Origin of the sequence: Spirillospora sp. NBC_01491, assembly GCF_036227065.1 — a bacterium.
In the GTDB taxonomy this organism is placed as follows: Bacteria; Actinomycetota; Actinomycetes; order Streptosporangiales; family Streptosporangiaceae; genus Spirillospora; species Spirillospora xylanilytica.
Genome location: NZ_CP109432.1, coordinates 7353953 through 7369329, shown reverse-complemented (window position 1 = coordinate 7369329; position 15377 = coordinate 7353953). Strand labels below are relative to the sequence as shown.

Here is a 15377-nt window from a genome sequence, read left to right as displayed (position 1 = left end):
ATCACGGAATGCTACTGAGTCATGACGTTCCGCGCCGGGAGACCGCCAAAAGCGTCCGCCCTCAGGCGAGGACGGGACGGCGCTCGTCCGCTGGAGCCTTCTGCGCCCGGCCTCGGACGGCGCCGGCGGCCAGCAGGGCCAGGCCCGCGACGGCCCAGGCCGTCAGGACGAGCAGCGGCCCGGCCGGCGTCGCGCCGTCGTAGAAAGCGACCGACCGCAGCAGGGTCGCGGACGCGCCGGGCGGGAGGTACTGGCCGATGAGCCCCCACGGCTGCGGCAGCAGCTCGGGGGCCGATGTCGCGCCGGACAGCGGGTTGCCCACCAGCAGGAAGGTGAGGGCGCCCACGCCGGGCCCGGCCCGGCCGAGCACCGCGGCCAGCCCGGCGACGGTGCCGCTGACCGCGAGGATGGTCAGCGCCATCACCCCGGCGACGCCGAGGTAGGGCCCCTCCAGGACCGACAGCCACCCCTGCGCCAGGGCGGTCACGGCCAGCCCGCCGAGGACCGCGAAGGTCGCCAGGCCGGCCGCGCGCCAGGCGATCGCGGGGACGGCGTAGGAGAACAGCACCGCGGCGGCGAGCGCGGACATGACCAGTGGCAGCGCGAGGGCGCCGAACCCCGAGCCGCGCGGGTCGTCGGGATCGGTGGCCACCACGTCCTGGACGGGGGCCGCCGGGGCGCCGCCGAGCGTGGCGGCCATCTGCCCGAGGAGCTGGGCAACGACCGGCGAGGCCGCCGAGGCGACGAGGACCCGCGGACCCGAGGGCGTGGTGACGATCGCGCCGTAGGCGGCGCGGCCGGTGAGGTCCGCGCGGGCGGCGGCCTCGTCCGCCCGGATGGTGATCTCGAACGCGCCGGGACGCTCCCGGTCGAGCCGGCTCGCGACCGCCTCGGCCTGCGGGCCGGCGACGGCGATCGGGACGTCGCGGGGCGCGACCCTGGCGGCGGGCCAGCCGAACGCGATGATCATCAGGAGCTGTAGGACCACGGCGCCGAGGGCCACGCCCACGGCGCGCCCGGCGGATGAGGACCGCACGACCGCCTCCAAAAAAACGAATGTCCGTTCTCTTTACCTGCGGCCAGAGTCCCACCGGCCCGCCGAGTTGTCAAGAACGGACGTTCGTTTTATATTGACCGGATGCCACGAGTCAGCGAAGAGCACCTGGAGCGCCGCCGCCGGCAGATCCTGGACGCGGCCCGGTCCTGCTTCGTCCGCCGTGGCCTGCACGAGACCTCGATGCAGGACATCTTCGCCGAGAGCGGCCTGTCGGCCGGTGCCGTCTACCGCTACTTCAAGAGCAAGAACGAGATCATCGAGGCCGTCGCCTCGACCGTGATCAGCGACCTGCACACCTTCCTCGCCGACCTGGTGAACCGCGACCCCATCCCCACGCTCGACACGGTCGTCGGGCTGGTCACCGACAAGATGGTCTCGCTCTCCGGGCCGGACGGCCCGTTGCGGCTCGCGCCCCAGGCGTGGGCGCTGGCGCTCTACGACCCCCGCCTCGGCCACTACGTCGAGGAGAACGTCCGCAATCTGCGCGGGACGTGGATCGCCTACGCCCGGCGGCTCACCGAGGCCGGCCTGCTGCCCGCCGGCACCGACGCCGACGCGGCGGGCAAGCTGCTGTTCGGGCTGCTGCCCGGGTTCCTGCTCCAGCGGCTCATCCTCGGCGACGTCGACCCGGACGACTTCCGGCGCGGGATCCAGGCCCTCGCCCGCGCAAGCATGACCAGCCTCGCGACCTGACCGGCCCCACGAGCAGGCCGGCCCCAGGGCCCACGGCCCGATCGGCCCGGCCCGGACGGCTTCGTTGTTCGATCAGGCTCACGCGCTGAGCCGATGGCGGCCCGCCCGGTGTGCTCCGGGCGGGCCGCCGCCATCTCCACGACGCCCCGCGGTGCTCCGAATCCGCCCCTGTAGAGGATTCGAGGCCCTCGCGCCCCACGTCATCCGCCCGTTCCCCGCCCCGTCCCGCCCCGCCGCGCGCCGCTCCGCCCCCGGGCAAGTGTCGGCGGGCCGGAGTCCCTGCGTCCTGAGGCGATCGCCCCTGGGTCCTCAGGACAGCGAACGGGACGCGCCCCCATTCCCGCAGGCCCGAAAACGCCCGCGGCGCGCCGGGAACGGCACACTAGTACTCCCGTCTCTTCCGCCCACTTCGGACAGCTTGAGAGGCCGAATCCGGTTGTGCCCCTGGGTCTCCGCCACCTGGACGTTTTAACATTCCATTACTTTTGATTCGGGGAGAGCTCATGGAGACGGCGGAGCACGAGCGCAGGGCGGGCCGGGCGTCCTCACTGGTCGCCCTGGCGGCGGTCGCGGCCGTCGCCGCCTCGCTGCTGCTCGGTCTCTGGCTGCCCGCGGGGCGGCGGATGGTGTGGTGGCATCCGGAGATCGTGATCGCGGTGTTCTGGTCACCCGTCGCCGCACTGCTGCTGCGCCACCGGCCCGGCCTGAGGGTCGGCCGGCTGATGCTGGCGGCGGGCTCCAGCGCGGCCGTCTACGTGCTGGTCCTCAACCTCGGACCCTGGTTCGACCTGCGCGGCTGGCCCGGCGCGGGCCTCCTCACCTGGCTCGGGACCTGGCTGTGGGCGGTCGACACGTTCGCGCTCACCCTGGTCCTGCCGCTGATCTTCCCGGACGGGCGGCTGGTCTCCCGCCGGTTCCTGCCGGTGCTGGCGGTGGCGCTGGCCGTGCCGGTGATCGTCTGCGTGCACCTGACGGTCGATCCCGGGGCGCGCCGGTTCCACAACGGCGTCTCGGTCTACCCGTTCCAGGACATCCCGCTCGCGATCAGCGCGACGATCCTCGGCACCCTGGCCCTCGGGCTGCTGTCGGTGTTCGTCCGGTTCCTGCGGTCCCCGCCGGACGTGCGCAGGCAGATCGCCTGGGTCATCTACCCCGGCGTGCTCGCCCAGGCGATCATCTACTTCGGCGAGACCACCCCGATCGGGGACCCGCTGCGCAACATCACCATCGCCGCGGTGCCGGTGTGCATCGCGATCGCCATCACCCGGTACCGGCTGTACGACATCGACGTGGTGGTCGGCCGGACCCTCGTCTACGCCGGGCTCATCGCGGTGCTCAGCGGCGTGTACTTCGCGCTGGCGGGCGCGGCCGGCCTGGTGATCCCCGGCGACGGCCCGCTCGCCGGGCTGGCCGGGGCCGTCGGGGCGGGCGCGGTGTTCGAGCCGACCCGGCGGCGCTTGCAGAGCGGCGTGGACGGGCTGCTGCACAGCGAGCGCGACCCGTACCGGATCGCCGACAAGCTCAACCGGCGCCTGCAGACCGCCGCCGACCCGTCCGCCGCGCTGGCCGTCGCCGCCGAGGTCGCGCGGGCCGCACTGCACGCCACCGGCGTGGTGATCGAGGTGCTGGACCGGGAGGGCCGCACCGCGTCCGCCGAGGACGGCGTGCTCGGCGACGGGCCGCACCTGGTCCCGCTGGTCTGGCACGGCGAGCCGGTGGGACGGCTGCTGTTCGGCGTCACCCGCACCCCCGATGCCCGGCTGTCGGGCATCCTGGCCCGCAACCTCGCCGAGCTGGCCAACGCCGCGCGGCTCGCCGCCGACGTCCAGCGGTCGCGCGAGCGGATCCTGCGCACCCGCGAGGAGGAGCGGCGCCGGCTCCGCCGCGACCTGCACGACGGTCTCGGCCCCACTCTGGCCAGCCTCGCGATGACGGTCGACGCCGCCCGCATCACGTTGCAGACCGACCCGGCCGCCGCGGACGCGCTGCTAGAGCGCCTGCGCACCACCATGGGGCAGACCATCGGCGGCATCCGCGAGCTGGTGTACGGGCTGCGCCCGCCCGCGCTGGACGAGCTGGGCCTCGCCGGGGCGATCGAGGCGCTCGGCGGGGTGGTCGCCACCGAGGACGGCCCCCGGGTGGACGTGCAGGTCGACGGCGACCTCGCCGACCTGCCCGCGGCGGCGGAGGTCGCGGCGTACCGCATCGTCCAGGAGGCCCTCACCAACGTGCACCGCCACGCGAAGGCGGGGAAGGCCGTCGTGCGGCTCCATCTCAACGGGGACCTGCACGTGACCGTCGGCGACGACGGCGTGGGGGTGCCCGCCGGGGTCCGCTCGGGGATCGGCATGTCGTCCATGCGGGAACGCGCGGCCGAACTCGGCGGATCGTGCACCGTGGGACCGGGGCCGGAGGGCGGCACCCTCGTCCGCGCCAGGCTGCCGCTCAACGGGGCGCCCGCCTGAACCCGCGTCTCTCAGGTGTGAGGGCCGGTGACCGCCCCCCGCCAAGAAGGTCCGCCACCGGCCCCCGGGCACCGTACGGTTCCGGGGCTCCCATCCCAGTTCCGTGCGGGCCATTCACCAGAGGGTGTGCACTTCAGAAGGTATGCGCCGGGCGGTCCCGGGAGTGAGGGGCAGCTGTCCCGTTCGACCCGGGACCCTTCCGCATGGTCACTCGACACGGCGGCCCGACCGGAACGGCGGCTACAGCCAGCCGGGGTAGGTCTCCCCCTCGGCGACGAGCACGGCGGGGCCTTTGAGGTGGCTCGTCTTCCCGTCGAAGGTGACCGTCGCCCGTCCGCCGGGAACGTCCACGGTCCACTCGCCCCGCGGCAGCGGACCGCCATCGGCACGCGGTCCGCCGTCCGGTCCGGCCGCCGGGCCGATGGTCGCGGCGACCGCCGCCGCGACGATGCCGGTGCCGCACGAACGGGTCTCGCCCGAGCCCCGTTCGTACACCCGCATCTCCAGGTGGTGGTCCCCCAGGACGCGGAAGAACTCGACGTTGACGCCCTCGGGGAACACCGCCGCGTCGAAGCGCGGCGCCCTGCACAGGTCGAGATCCGCGACCGGCGCGTCGATCACGCAGGCCAGGTGCGGGTTGCCCATCGAGACGCGCACGCCGGAGAAGGCCGTCTCCGACAGCGACGCCTCGCCGCGCCCCTGCACCTCGGGCGGGCCCATGTCGACGCTCACGTCGCCGTCCCCGTCGAGGGTGACCCGGCGCAGCCCCGCCCGCGTGGCCACGTCCCACTCGCCGGGCATCGCCAGCCCGGCGTCGACGAGGTAGCGGGCGAAGACCCGCGTCCCGTTGCCGCACATCTCCGCGATGCCGCCGTCGGCGTTGCGGTAGTCCATGAACCACTCGGCGCCGCCCGCGAGCGCCTCCACCGCCGGGTCGCCGGCGGCCTCGGTCCGGACGACGCGCAGCACCCCGTCCGCGCCGATCCCGGCCCGCCGGTCGCACAGCCGCGCCACGGCGGCCGGCGTCAGGTCCAGTGTCCCGTCCGGGTCGGGCAGGATCACGAAGTCGTTCTCGGTTCCGTGCCCCTTCACAAAGCGCATGTCACGATCGTATTGCGCGCCGGCCGGTCACCGCGTCAGGGCCAGCGCGCGATCGGCCAGGCCGGGTGCGTCGCAGGGAAGCCAGGCCACGCGCGGATCCCGGCGGAACCAGGACTCCTGCCGGCGGGCGAAGCGCCGGGTGGCCCTGATCGTCTCCTCCTTCGCCCGCTCCTCGGTCCACTCCCCCGCCAGGAACCGCAGGACCTGCGCGTAGCCGAGGGCGCGGGGGGCCGTCACGCCGTCGCGGAGCCCCGCGGCCTCCAGCGCGCGAACCTCGTCGACCAGGCCCGCGTCCCACATCCGCCCGACCCGCAGCGCGATCCGCTCGTCCAGCTCGGGGCGCGGCACGCTCAGCCCGATCTGCACGACCGCGCCGTACCGGTAGCGGTACTCGGGCATCGTCGCGCTGAACGGACGGCCGGAGATCTCGATCACCTCCAGGGCCCGGACGATGCGCCGGCCGTTGCCGGGCAGGATCGCGTCGGCCGCCGCCGGGTCCCGCGCGCGCAGCCGCGCGTGCAGGGCGCCGGTACCGGCCTCGGCCAGCTCGCCCTCCAGCCGCGCCCGCACGGCCGGATCGGTGCCGGGGAACTCCAGCTGGTCGAGCGCCGCCCGGACGTAGAGCCCGGATCCGCCGACCAGGACGGGCGTCCGGCCCCGGCCGCGGATCTCGGCGACCGCCTCGGCGGCCAGCCGCTGGTACTCGGCGACGCTCGCGGTCTCCCGCACGTCCCAGATGTCGAGGAGGTGGTGCGGGACGCCGCGCATCTCGTCGGCGGCGAGCTTGGCGGTGCCGATGTCCATGCCGCGGTAGAGCTGCATGGAGTCGGCGTTGACCGCCTCGCCGCCCAGGCGCAGGGCCAGCTCCACGGCGAGGTCGGACTTGCCCGCGGCGGTCGCGCCGACCACGGCGATCACGTCCGGCCCGGTCACACGCCCGGTCGCCGGGCCGGCCGTCAGCCCGGTCACTGCCGCCTCACCGGCTCGGACGCGGGAGCGGTTCGGGCGTCATCGGGCACATCCATAACGGTCACAGGCTTAATTCTCGCAACATAACGGGTAGGGATCGTATGTACGGGCGTCGGACGGGATCCGGACGACGCCGAGCAGATGAGACATCGGGGGGAACCATATGTCCATCGTCGACAAGGTCAAGGAAATGCTCGGCCAGCACGGTGACAAGGCCAAGCATGGCATGGACAAGGCCGGGGACATGTTCGACCAGAAGACCGGCGGCAAGCACTCCGACAAGGTCGACAAGGCCCAGGAGAAGGGCCGGGACTTCATCGACAAGAACAACCGCGGCGGCCAAGGCGGTGACGGAGGCCCCGGCCCCACGGGCTCCGGTGGCGGTCAGCCCGCCTCCTGACCCCTCTCCGGACGCCGCCAGCTCGCGACCAGGTAGCCGACGCCATACGGCTCCTCGCGCGCGAGGAGCCCGGCTTCGAACCGGTTTGCGCCCACGGCGGCGCCGGCGAGGACCTGCCACGCCGCCCGCCCGGCCACCTGGAGCTGACGGGAAACCTCCGGATCCAGACCGGCTAGGGCGGCGGTGTCGGCACGCCCGAGAGCCTGCGCCACTGCGTCCTCGTACCCGGCCGCACGTTCGTCCAGGGACCCGGGGGCCTTTTCGGACAGGCACGCCGTCCCGTCGCCCATGACCAGCAGCGCGACGTGCGGAGCGCATCCGGCCAGCTCGCGCCCCAGCCTCAGGCACTCGTCAGGCGTCGCGTCGAACGCCACGGACTGGTAGCGCACGCCTTCAGGCTGCACCTCCGAGGTTCCCTGGCCGAGGAGTGTCCCGTCACGGGTGAGGAGCCAGTGGCCGATCGTCAGCGAGAGCGGCAGATCAGGCCCGCTCCCCCACACGAGGTCAAGCCCGTAAGGGCGCAGCGTGGCGGTCGCCTCGCCACCGTACGCGCGCGTCTCCGGACCGCCCCCGACCACGACGACCGCGTCCGGACGCGATGCGCCCAGCCGCCGGACCGCCTCGTCGCAGGCGGCGCGCATGGCGTCGAGCTCGGGCGCGGCCTCCCCGGCGGCTTCGGGCACGAGGACGGGCGGGTGCGGGCACACCGCCGCCGAGATCAGCACGCAGAGCCTCCCTGGGACCGGGCCCCCTCCGGACCGGGTGTCCCGATCATGCCGGAGTTCAGCCGCCGGCGGAGCAGCCCGGCTCCACCGGCGCCGCCGGGGCGGGCCGGCCGACGGACGGCATGCCGAGCGGGACGCCCGCTTCCTTCGCCCTGCCCTGCCGGGCCTCCCACGCGTCGCCCGCGCGGGTGCGGCGGACCGTCACCGCGGGCTTGTCGGCGACCAGGTGATGGGGCGCGGCGTAGGTGATCTCCGTCGTGACCATGTCCCCCGGGCGCACCGGCTCGTCCGGCGCCCTGAAATGGACCAGGCGGTTGTCGGGGGCGCGGCCGGACATCCGCCGGGTCGCGTCGTCCTTACGCCCCTCCCCCTCGGCGACCAGGACCTCCAGGGTGCGTCCGAGCTGCTTCTTGTTCTCCGCCCAGGAGATCTCCTCCTGGAGGGCGACCAGCCGCTCGTAGCGCTCCTGCACGACCGCCTTGGGCACCTGGCCGTCCATCGTCGCGGCCGGCGTGCCGGGGCGCTTGGAGTACTGGAAGGTGAACGCGCTGGAGAAGCGCGCCTCCCGGACGACGTGCAGGGTCTGCTCGAAGTCCTCCTCGGTCTCGCCGGGGAAGCCCACGATGATGTCGGTGGTGATCGCGGCGTCCGGGATCGCGGCCCGGACCTTCTCGATGATCCCGAGATAGCGCTCCTGCCGGTACGAGCGGCGCATCGCCTTCAGCACCGGGTCGGCCCCGGACTGGAGCGGCATGTGCAGCGACGGCGTCACGTTCGGCGTCTCGGCCATCGCGGCGATCACGTCGTCGGTGAAGTCCTTCGGATGCGGCGAGGTGAACCGGACCCGCTCCAACCCCTCGACCGCGCCGCAGGCGCGCAGCAGCCCGGCGAACGCCGACTGGCCGCCCGCGGTCATCGCGCGGACCTCGTCCGGCGCCGCGGCCAGGGCCCCGAAGCCCGACCCGTAGGCGTTGACGTTCTGGCCGAGGAGCGTGATCTCCAGGACGCCGTCGGCGACCAGCGCCTCGACCTCGGCGAGGATCTCGCCGGGCCGGCGGTCGCGCTCCTTGCCGCGCAGCGCGGGGACGATGCAGAACGTGCAGGTGTTGTTGCAGCCCACCGAGATCGACACCCACGCCGCGTAGGGCGACTCGCGGCGCGTCGGCAGCGTGGAGGGGAAGGTCACCAGGGACTCTTCGATCTCGACCTGCGCCTCCTGCTGGACGCGCGAGCGCTCCAGCAGGACGGGCAGGGAGCCGATGTTGTGGGTCCCGAAGACCACGTCCACCCATGGCGCCCGCTCGACGATCGTGTCGCGGTCCTTCTGGGCGAGGCAGCCGCCCACCGCGATCTGCATCCCCGGGTGGCCGTCCTTGACCGGGCGCAGGTGGCCGAGGTTGCCGTAAAGCTTGTTGTCGGCGTTCTCCCGTACGGCGCAGGTGTTGAACACCACCACATCGGGCTCGGCGTCGCCCGCGCGGATATACCCGGCCGACTCCAACAGGCCCGACAGGCGCTCGGAATCGTGGACGTTCATCTGGCACCCGTAGGTACGAACCTCGTACGTGCGGGGGCCGGTCTCTGTAGGCGCACTCATGACAATCACCAAGGGTACGCGTCGGGACAGGTCCCCCGTGCGCGATCAGATCGCCCTGGCTAGGGGGCTCGCGGCCGGTCCGCCGCCGCACCGGGAACGGGCCTCCGCACCCGCCGTCCGCCCTGCCGCGGACCCGCCCGCCGACGTGGGGATTCGTGATCGTATCGGTACCACACGGAGGGTTGCCCGGCTATACGAATGACGTAAAGTCCGGGCCCATGACGGACAGCGAAGGCGGGCCCAAGCTCACCAAGGGCGGCGGCGGGCCCCAGGAGGACGACCCGGGCGGCGGGCCCCTCGTTGTGGTCGAGAACGTCAACAAGCACTTCGGCGAGCTGCATGTTCTCAAGGACATCAACCTCACGGTGGACCGCGGCGAGGTCGTCGTGGTGATCGGCCCGTCCGGCGGCGGCAAGTCGACGCTGTGCCGGTCGATCAACCGGCTGGAGCCGATCGACGCCGGCACGATCCTGGTGGACGGCAAGGAACTGCCCAAGGAGGGCAGGGACCTGGCCAGGCTCCGCGCCGACGTGGGCATGGTGTTCCAGTCGTTCAACCTGTTCGCGCACAAGACGATCCTCGAGAACGTCACGCTCGGCCCGATCAAGGTCCGCAAGCAGGGCCGGGCCGAGTCGGAGAAGCACGCCATGGAGCTGCTCGACCGGGTCGGGATCGCCAACCAGGCGCAGAAGTACCCCGCCCAGCTCTCCGGCGGGCAGCAGCAACGCGCCGCGATCGCCCGCTCGCTCGCGATGCGGCCCAAGGTCATGCTCTTCGACGAGCCCACCTCGGCGCTCGACCCAGAGATGATCAACGAAGTGCTGGACGTCATGACCGGGCTGGCCCGGGACGGCATGACCATGGTCGTGGTCACCCATGAGATGGGCTTCGCGCGCAAGGCCGCGCAGAAGGTCGTGTTCATGGCCGACGGCCAGGTCGTCGAGGAGAACACCCCCGAGGAGTTCTTCACCAACGCGCGAACCGACCGCGCCAAGGACTTCCTTTCCAAGATCCTCACGCACTGAGCCGTCGGGGCTCCGGCACGAAAGCAGAGGTAGACGAGAGCATGCGAGCACGTCGATACACCGCCGCGATCGGCGCGGCGGTCGCGCTGTCGCTGGCGCTGACCGCCTGTGGCAGCGATGCGGAGAAGACCAACGCCAAGAGCGTCGTCCAGAAGGCCAAGGACGACAAGAAGCTCACCATCGGCATCAAGTTCGACCAGCCCTCGCTCGGCCTGAAGAAGCCCGACGGCACCTTCGAGGGCTTCGACGTCGACACCGCCCGGTACATCGCCAAGGACCTGGGCGTGCCCGAGAGCGGCATCACCTTCAAGGAGACGACCTCCGCCAACCGCGAGTCGTTCCTCGGCGGCGGGCAGGTCGACCTGGTCATCGCCACGTACTCCATCACCGACGCGCGCAAGAAGCAGGTCGGCTTCGGCGGCCCGTACTACATCGCGCACCAGGACACGATGGTCCGGGCCGACGACACCAAGATCAAAAAGGCCGAGGACCTCAAGGGCAAGAAGCTCTGCCGCGCCGCCGGTTCCAACTCCTTCCGCCGCGTCACCGAGGGTCCGCCGGACGGCCAGCTCGCCATCAAGGGCGTCACGCTCGTCGACGCCTCCAGCTACTCCGAGTGCGCCGCCAAGCTCAAGGCCGGCGCGCTCGACGCGGTCAGCACCGACGACCTGATCCTGGCCGGCTTCGCCAACCAGCAGAAGGGCGCCTTCAAGGTCATCAACAACCCCTTCACCGACGAGAAGTACGGCGTCGGGATCAAGCTGGGCGACACCGAGACCTGCGAGGCCGTCAACAAGGCGATCACCAAGATGTACAGCGACGGCTCCGCCGCCAAGATGCTGGAGCAGCACTTCGGCGGTACCGGGTTGAAGCCCACCACGACCGTCCCCAAGTTCGAGGGCTGCGCCTGACCCGATCGTCCAGGGGGCGTCCCCTGGACGATCGGGCCGCGGATCCCGCCGGGGATCAGGCGATCCTCGCTCCGCCGCGGTCCGGCTGATCCCTTCGTGCGGGGTCAGGCGGTGGCCGCCCGTCGCGCCGGCGCACTCCCGGGGGCCTCGTGCCCCCGGGGACCGTCGGCATGGCCCCGACCCGCTGGAACGCCATGGATGACCTATTCAACTTCGGCCCGTTCTTCGACAACTTCGACCAGATCCTCGAGGGGTTCTGGGCGACCGTGCGGCTGTCGGCCGCGGCGGCCGTGCTCTCGCTGATCATCGGTATCGTCCTGGTCGGCTTCCGGGTCGCGCCGATCCCGGTGCTGCGCAACGTGGGCACGGTCTACGTCAACATCCTGCGCAACACCCCGCTCACCCTGATCCTGCTGATGTGCAGCCTCGGGCTGAACGACATCCTGAGCCTGAAGTTCTCCAACGTCTCGGCGACGAGCTACTACTGGTGGGCGGTCCTCGGGCTGTCGGCCTACACCGGGGCGTTCGTCTGTGAGGCGCTGCGGTCGGGCATCAACACCGTGCCGCTCGGCCAGGCCGAGGCGGCCCGCTCGATCGGGCTGACCTTCGTCCAGTCGCTCCGCATGATCATCCTCCCGCAGGCGTTCCGCGCGGTCATCGCGCCGCTCGGCAGCATCTTCATCGCGATGATCAAGAACACCACGGTGGCCGCCGCGGCCAGCTACGCCGAGATCGCCCTGATCATGAAGACCCTGCTGGACGACCCGTCGTTCACCAGCGGGGCGATCCCGCTGTTCATCGGCGTCGCGGTCGGATTCATGATCCTCACTCTGCCGACCGGGTTCTTCTTCGGATGGCTGGCCAAGCGAATGGCGGTGGCGCGATGAGCCAGGAAGCGACCGTACTGTTCGACGCGCCCGGCCCGCGGGCGCGGGCCCGGCACCGCCTGCTCACCGCGATCTCGGCGGTGCTGCTCCTCGCGGTGACCGTGCTGCTCGCGTGGCGGTTCAACGACAAGGGGCAGTTCGAGGCCAAGCTCTGGAACCCGTTCCTCAAGAAGGACGTCTGGCAGCACCTGATCCTGCCCGGCCTGTGGAACACGCTGAAGGCCGCGCTGGTGGCCTCGGTGCTGGCGATCGCGTTCGGCATCGTCTTCGGCCTGGCCCGGCTGTCGGATCACCGCTGGGTGCGCGTCCCGGCCGGGATCGTGGTCGAGTTCTTCCGGGCCATCCCGCTGCTGATCCTGATCTTCCTGGTCTTCTTCGTGCCGAACAAGGTCAGCCCGGTCATCGCCGAGTCGCCCTTCGGGACCTTCCAGCGCATCCTGGTCGACAACGTGTTCTCGATCTTCGGTGTCGAGATCAACGCCGGGGTGGTCACCGTGCCCGCGTTCGCCGCGGTGGTGTTCGGGCTGGTGATGTACAACGGCTCGGTGCTGGCCGAGGTGGTGCGCGCGGGCGTCAACTCGATCCCGAGGGGGCAGAGCGAGGCCGCGTACTCCATCGGACTCCGCAAGAACGGCGTGATGCGCCTGGTGCTTCTGCCGCAGGCCGTCACGGTGATGATGCCGGCGATCGTCAGCCAGCTCGTCGTGCTGCTCAAGGACACCGCGCTCGGCTTCATCATCTCCTACGGCGAACTGCTCCAGGCCGGCTTCAAGAACGTCCCGCCGAACTTCAACAACAACCTGATCCAGGCGGGCGTCGTCGTCGGCGTGATCTACATCGCGATCAACATGTCGCTGAGCCGCGTGGCGACCTGGCTGGAGGCGCGCAGCCGGCGCAGCCGCAAGACGCAGGCCAAGACGATGGGCGCCGGGGCCGGGGCTCCACCGCCCCCCGGCATGGCGGTGACCGGGCAGACCACCGGGGACACCGGGGGCATCATCTGACCGTTCACCTGACCGTTCACCGCTGAGGGCGCCGCCGGATTCCCGGCGGCGCCCTCAGCGGTTCCGGTGGACGCGACGAAGGCGGCACCCCGCCGTCCAGACCCTTCTGGACATCGCTGAGGCGGCCGTTGAGACGACCTGGGCGACGAGGCGGCACGGTATGAGTCAAGGGCCTGTTCGACCAGGAGCGCGGTCGTGACGCCGCCGCGCGGGTCGAGGAGCGGGTGCGGGCGGCGACGGCGCGGAGGCCGGACCACTGGACGGGACACGCCCGCGGCGGACGCGGTTCGGGGCGCCGCGGGGGACGCCACGGGGGACGCCGCCAGGGTCGTTCCGGCCGTCCGGACCTGACCGGATCCAGGTGAGCGGCTTGTATCTTTCCGAGTTCAACTGCCCCGTCATGGCCCCAACCGATCCCCGTATGCGGGACGATTCCTGTTATGACCGCTCGTGCGACCCTTCCCTACGGCTCCTGGCCTTCTCCCATCTCCGCCGCCGACGTCGCCCGCGCCCGGCTGCGCCTCAGCTTTCCGACCGTTGCGGGCTCGGACGTCTGGTGGCAGGAGACCCGTCCCGAGGAAGGCGGTCGAACAACGGTCATCCACCTCCAGGGCGGCCATCGGACCGAGTTGCTCCCGGCCCCTTGGGACGTGCGGACCCGCGTGCACGAGTACGGCGGGCGGTCATACCTGCCGGTCGCCACCGCCGAGGGGCGCACCATCGTTTTCTCCAACTACGAGGACCAGCGGCTGTACCGCCTCGACGAGGGCGATCCCAAGCCGCAGCCGCTGACGCCCGAGCCCGCCGTTCCGGCCGGCCTGCGCTACGCCGACTACGTGCTCTCCCCTGACGGCACTGAGATCTGGTGCGTCTGCGAGGGCCATATCGCCGCGCCGCCGGACGCCGACGGGGAACCGTCCGCCGCCACCGACGGGATCCGGCGGGCCATCGTCGCCGTTCCGCTGGACGCCAGCGCCGCCGACGACGCCGCGGCCATCCGGGAGCTGGTCACCGGCGCGCACTTCTACGCGAGCCCCGTCCCGTCCCCCGGCGGCGGGCACCTGGCCTGGATCCAGTGGAACCACCCGCGGATGCCATGGGACGGAACCGAGCTGCGCGTCGCCGCGCTTGAGGACGGCGCGACCGTCGCGCCCCGCACCGTCAAGGGCGGGCTCACCGAATCGGTGCTGGCGCCGGTGTGGCGTGACGACACGACCCTGTACGTGGTGTCCGACTGGCCCGGCTGGTGGAACATCTACCAGGTCGGCCTGCACGGCGAGTCCCCCCAGGCGCTCTACCCCGCCGAGGAGGAGTTCGCCGAGCCGCTCTGGACCCTGGGCGGCATGCCGTACGCGCTGCTCGGCGACGGACGGCTGGCCGTGCTGCACGGTGAGGGCAACCTGCGCCTGGGGATCTACGACCCCGAGACGCTCGACCTCACCGACCTGGAGGTCCCCTACGAGCACTGGCTGCCGCAGCTGTCGGCCGACGGCTCGACGATCGTCGGCATCGGCGGCGGCCCGGACGTCCCGCCCTCGGTGGTCCGGATCGACACCACCACCGGCCGGGTCGAGGGGCTGCGCCGCGAGCTTCCCGAGCTGCCCGACGTCGCCTACCTGTCCAGACCGCGCGCCGAACGGCTCGAAGGGCCGTTCGGACGACCCGTGCACGCCTACGTGTTCCCGCCCACCAATCCGGAGGCGAGCGCCCCTGAGGGCGAGCTTCCGCCGTACGTGGTGTTCGTGCACGGCGGACCCAACGGCCGCGTCTCCACCGTCCTCAACCTCGAGCGCGCCTACTTCACCAGCCGCGGCATCGGCGTCGTCGACGTCAACTACGGCGGGTCGAGCGGATACGGCCGCGCCTACCGGGAACGGCTGCGCCGCCAGTGGGGCGTGGTCGACGTCGAAGACGTCATCGCCGCCGCCAAGGCCCTGGTGGAGGGCGGCGTCGCCGATCCCGCCCGGCTGGCGATCCGGGGCGGCAGCGCCGGCGGCTGGACGACCCTCGCCGCCGCCACCCAGACCGACCTGTTCAAGGCGGCCACGTCCTACTTCGGCATCAGCGACCTGCAGAGCTTCGCCGAGGCGACGCACGACTTCGAGTCGCACTACCTGTTCGGCCTGATCGGCCCGCTGCCCGGCTTCGAGCGCGCCTACGAGGAGCGGTCCCCGCTCAACCACGCCGACCGCACGGCGTGCCCGGTGCTGCTCCTGCAAGGCATGGACGACCCGGTGGTCCCGCCCGAGCAGTCCGAGCGGTTCGCAGCGGCGCTGGCCGCCAAGAAGATGCCGCACGCCTACCTGACGTTCGAGGGCGAGTCCCACGGGTTCCGCCGGGCCGAGACGGTCGTGGCGACCCTGGAGGCCGAGCTCGCCTTCTACGGCCAGACCCTCGGCTTCGAGCCGCGCGACGTCGACCCCGTCGAGCTGACCACCGGCTGACCCAGTGATCAAGGAATCGCCGCCGGGCGATTCCTTGATCACAAAACGTCCCGGCCGCGACCGGCGACGACCCGCGAGGCCGACCGGTGCGGGGGTTCG

General features: G+C 72.0%; 13 protein-coding genes. 8 read left to right on the top strand and 5 right to left on the bottom strand.

What is annotated here, in order from left to right:
* Window positions 1-61: 61 nt before the first annotated feature.
* Window positions 62-1036: a hypothetical protein gene (locus OHA34_RS34220; protein ID WP_285937177.1), complete on the bottom strand. Its 975-nt coding sequence runs from the start codon at window positions 1034-1036 to the stop codon at window positions 62-64.
* A 102-nt stretch (window positions 1037-1138) separates the two neighbouring features.
* Here OHA34_RS34220 and OHA34_RS34215 point away from each other — a divergent pair, with 102 nt between their 5' ends.
* Together OHA34_RS34215 and OHA34_RS34210 are read left to right on the top strand one after the other, a co-directional pair.
* Entirely contained in the window at window positions 1139-1750 is a 612-nt protein-coding gene (locus OHA34_RS34215; RefSeq protein WP_285937178.1) for a TetR/AcrR family transcriptional regulator, read from the top strand.
* A 503-nt stretch (window positions 1751-2253) separates the two neighbouring features.
* A complete protein-coding gene (locus OHA34_RS34210; RefSeq protein WP_285937179.1) occupies window positions 2254-4215 on the top strand; it encodes a sensor histidine kinase in 1962 nt (653 codons plus the stop codon).
* A 240-nt stretch (window positions 4216-4455) separates the two neighbouring features.
* On the opposite strand, the gene dapF is transcribed toward OHA34_RS34210, so the two are convergent.
* Window positions 4456-5316: a diaminopimelate epimerase gene (gene dapF, locus OHA34_RS34205; protein ID WP_285937180.1), complete on the bottom strand. Its 861-nt coding sequence runs from the start codon at window positions 5314-5316 to the stop codon at window positions 4456-4458.
* Window positions 5317-5343: 27 nt separating this feature from the next.
* Window positions 5344-6285, bottom strand: a complete 942-nt coding sequence (gene miaA, locus OHA34_RS34200; RefSeq protein WP_443029604.1) for a tRNA (adenosine(37)-N6)-dimethylallyltransferase MiaA — start codon at window positions 6283-6285, stop codon at window positions 5344-5346.
* A gap of 163 nt (window positions 6286-6448) precedes the next feature.
* On the opposite strand from miaA, the gene OHA34_RS34195 reads away from it, so the two are divergent.
* The gene (locus OHA34_RS34195; RefSeq protein WP_329519985.1) at window positions 6449-6685 is read left to right on the top strand and encodes an antitoxin; all 237 of its coding nucleotides are present in this window, start codon (window positions 6449-6451) and stop codon (window positions 6683-6685) included.
* Here the strand turns inward: OHA34_RS34195 and OHA34_RS34190 are convergent.
* The gene (locus tag OHA34_RS34190; RefSeq protein WP_329519984.1) at window positions 6670-7410 is read right to left on the bottom strand and encodes a class III extradiol dioxygenase subunit B-like domain-containing protein; all 741 of its coding nucleotides are present in this window, start codon (window positions 7408-7410) and stop codon (window positions 6670-6672) included. The genes OHA34_RS34195 and OHA34_RS34190 overlap by 16 nt on opposite strands.
* 58 nt (window positions 7411-7468) lie before the next feature.
* Window positions 7469-9007, bottom strand: coding sequence for a tRNA (N6-isopentenyl adenosine(37)-C2)-methylthiotransferase MiaB (gene miaB, locus OHA34_RS34185; protein WP_329519983.1), 1539 nt, complete (start codon window positions 9005-9007; stop codon window positions 7469-7471).
* A 302-nt stretch (window positions 9008-9309) separates the two neighbouring features.
* On the opposite strand from miaB, the gene OHA34_RS34180 reads away from it, so the two are divergent.
* The 5 genes from OHA34_RS34180 to OHA34_RS34160 all read left to right on the top strand — a co-directional run bounded on the left by OHA34_RS34180 (window position 9310) and on the right by OHA34_RS34160 (window position 15278).
* Window positions 9310-10032 carry an amino acid ABC transporter ATP-binding protein gene (locus OHA34_RS34180; protein ID WP_285938574.1) on the top strand — a complete coding sequence of 241 codons (723 nt, stop codon included), beginning with the start codon at window positions 9310-9312 and terminating at the stop codon, window positions 10030-10032.
* 41 nt (window positions 10033-10073) lie between these two features.
* Window positions 10074-10943 carry a glutamate ABC transporter substrate-binding protein gene (locus OHA34_RS34175; RefSeq protein WP_285937185.1) on the top strand — a complete coding sequence of 290 codons (870 nt, stop codon included), beginning with the start codon at window positions 10074-10076 and terminating at the stop codon, window positions 10941-10943.
* Between the two features lie 194 nt (window positions 10944-11137).
* Window positions 11138-11830 (top strand): amino acid ABC transporter permease, encoded by a 693-nt coding sequence (locus tag OHA34_RS34170; protein WP_285937186.1) that lies wholly within the window; start codon window positions 11138-11140, stop codon window positions 11828-11830.
* Window positions 11827-12834, top strand: a complete 1008-nt coding sequence (locus OHA34_RS34165; protein WP_285937187.1) for an amino acid ABC transporter permease — start codon at window positions 11827-11829, stop codon at window positions 12832-12834. Before OHA34_RS34170 ends, OHA34_RS34165 begins: the two co-directional genes overlap by 4 nt.
* A gap of 440 nt (window positions 12835-13274) precedes the next feature.
* Window positions 13275-15278, top strand: a complete 2004-nt coding sequence (locus tag OHA34_RS34160) for a S9 family peptidase (RefSeq protein WP_285937188.1) — start codon at window positions 13275-13277, stop codon at window positions 15276-15278.
* Window positions 15279-15377: the final 99 nt, after the last annotated feature.

Coding starts and splice junctions, on each gene's coding strand:
- OHA34_RS34215 (WP_285937178.1), top strand. CDS start 1,139: ATGCCACGAGTCAGCGAAGAGCACCTGGAGCGCCGCCGCCGGCAGATC.
- OHA34_RS34210 (WP_285937179.1), top strand. CDS start 2,254: ATGGAGACGGCGGAGCACGAGCGCAGGGCGGGCCGGGCGTCCTCACTG.
- dapF (WP_285937180.1), bottom strand. CDS start 5,316: ATGCGCTTTGTGAAGGGGCACGGAACCGAGAACGACTTCGTGATCCTG.
- OHA34_RS34195 (WP_329519985.1), top strand. CDS start 6,449: ATGTCCATCGTCGACAAGGTCAAGGAAATGCTCGGCCAGCACGGTGAC.
- miaB (WP_329519983.1), bottom strand. CDS start 9,007: ATGAGTGCGCCTACAGAGACCGGCCCCCGCACGTACGAGGTTCGTACC.
- OHA34_RS34175 (WP_285937185.1), top strand. CDS start 10,074: ATGCGAGCACGTCGATACACCGCCGCGATCGGCGCGGCGGTCGCGCTG.
- OHA34_RS34170 (WP_285937186.1), top strand. CDS start 11,138: ATGGATGACCTATTCAACTTCGGCCCGTTCTTCGACAACTTCGACCAG.
- OHA34_RS34165 (WP_285937187.1), top strand. CDS start 11,827: ATGAGCCAGGAAGCGACCGTACTGTTCGACGCGCCCGGCCCGCGGGCG.
- OHA34_RS34160 (WP_285937188.1), top strand. CDS start 13,275: ATGACCGCTCGTGCGACCCTTCCCTACGGCTCCTGGCCTTCTCCCATC.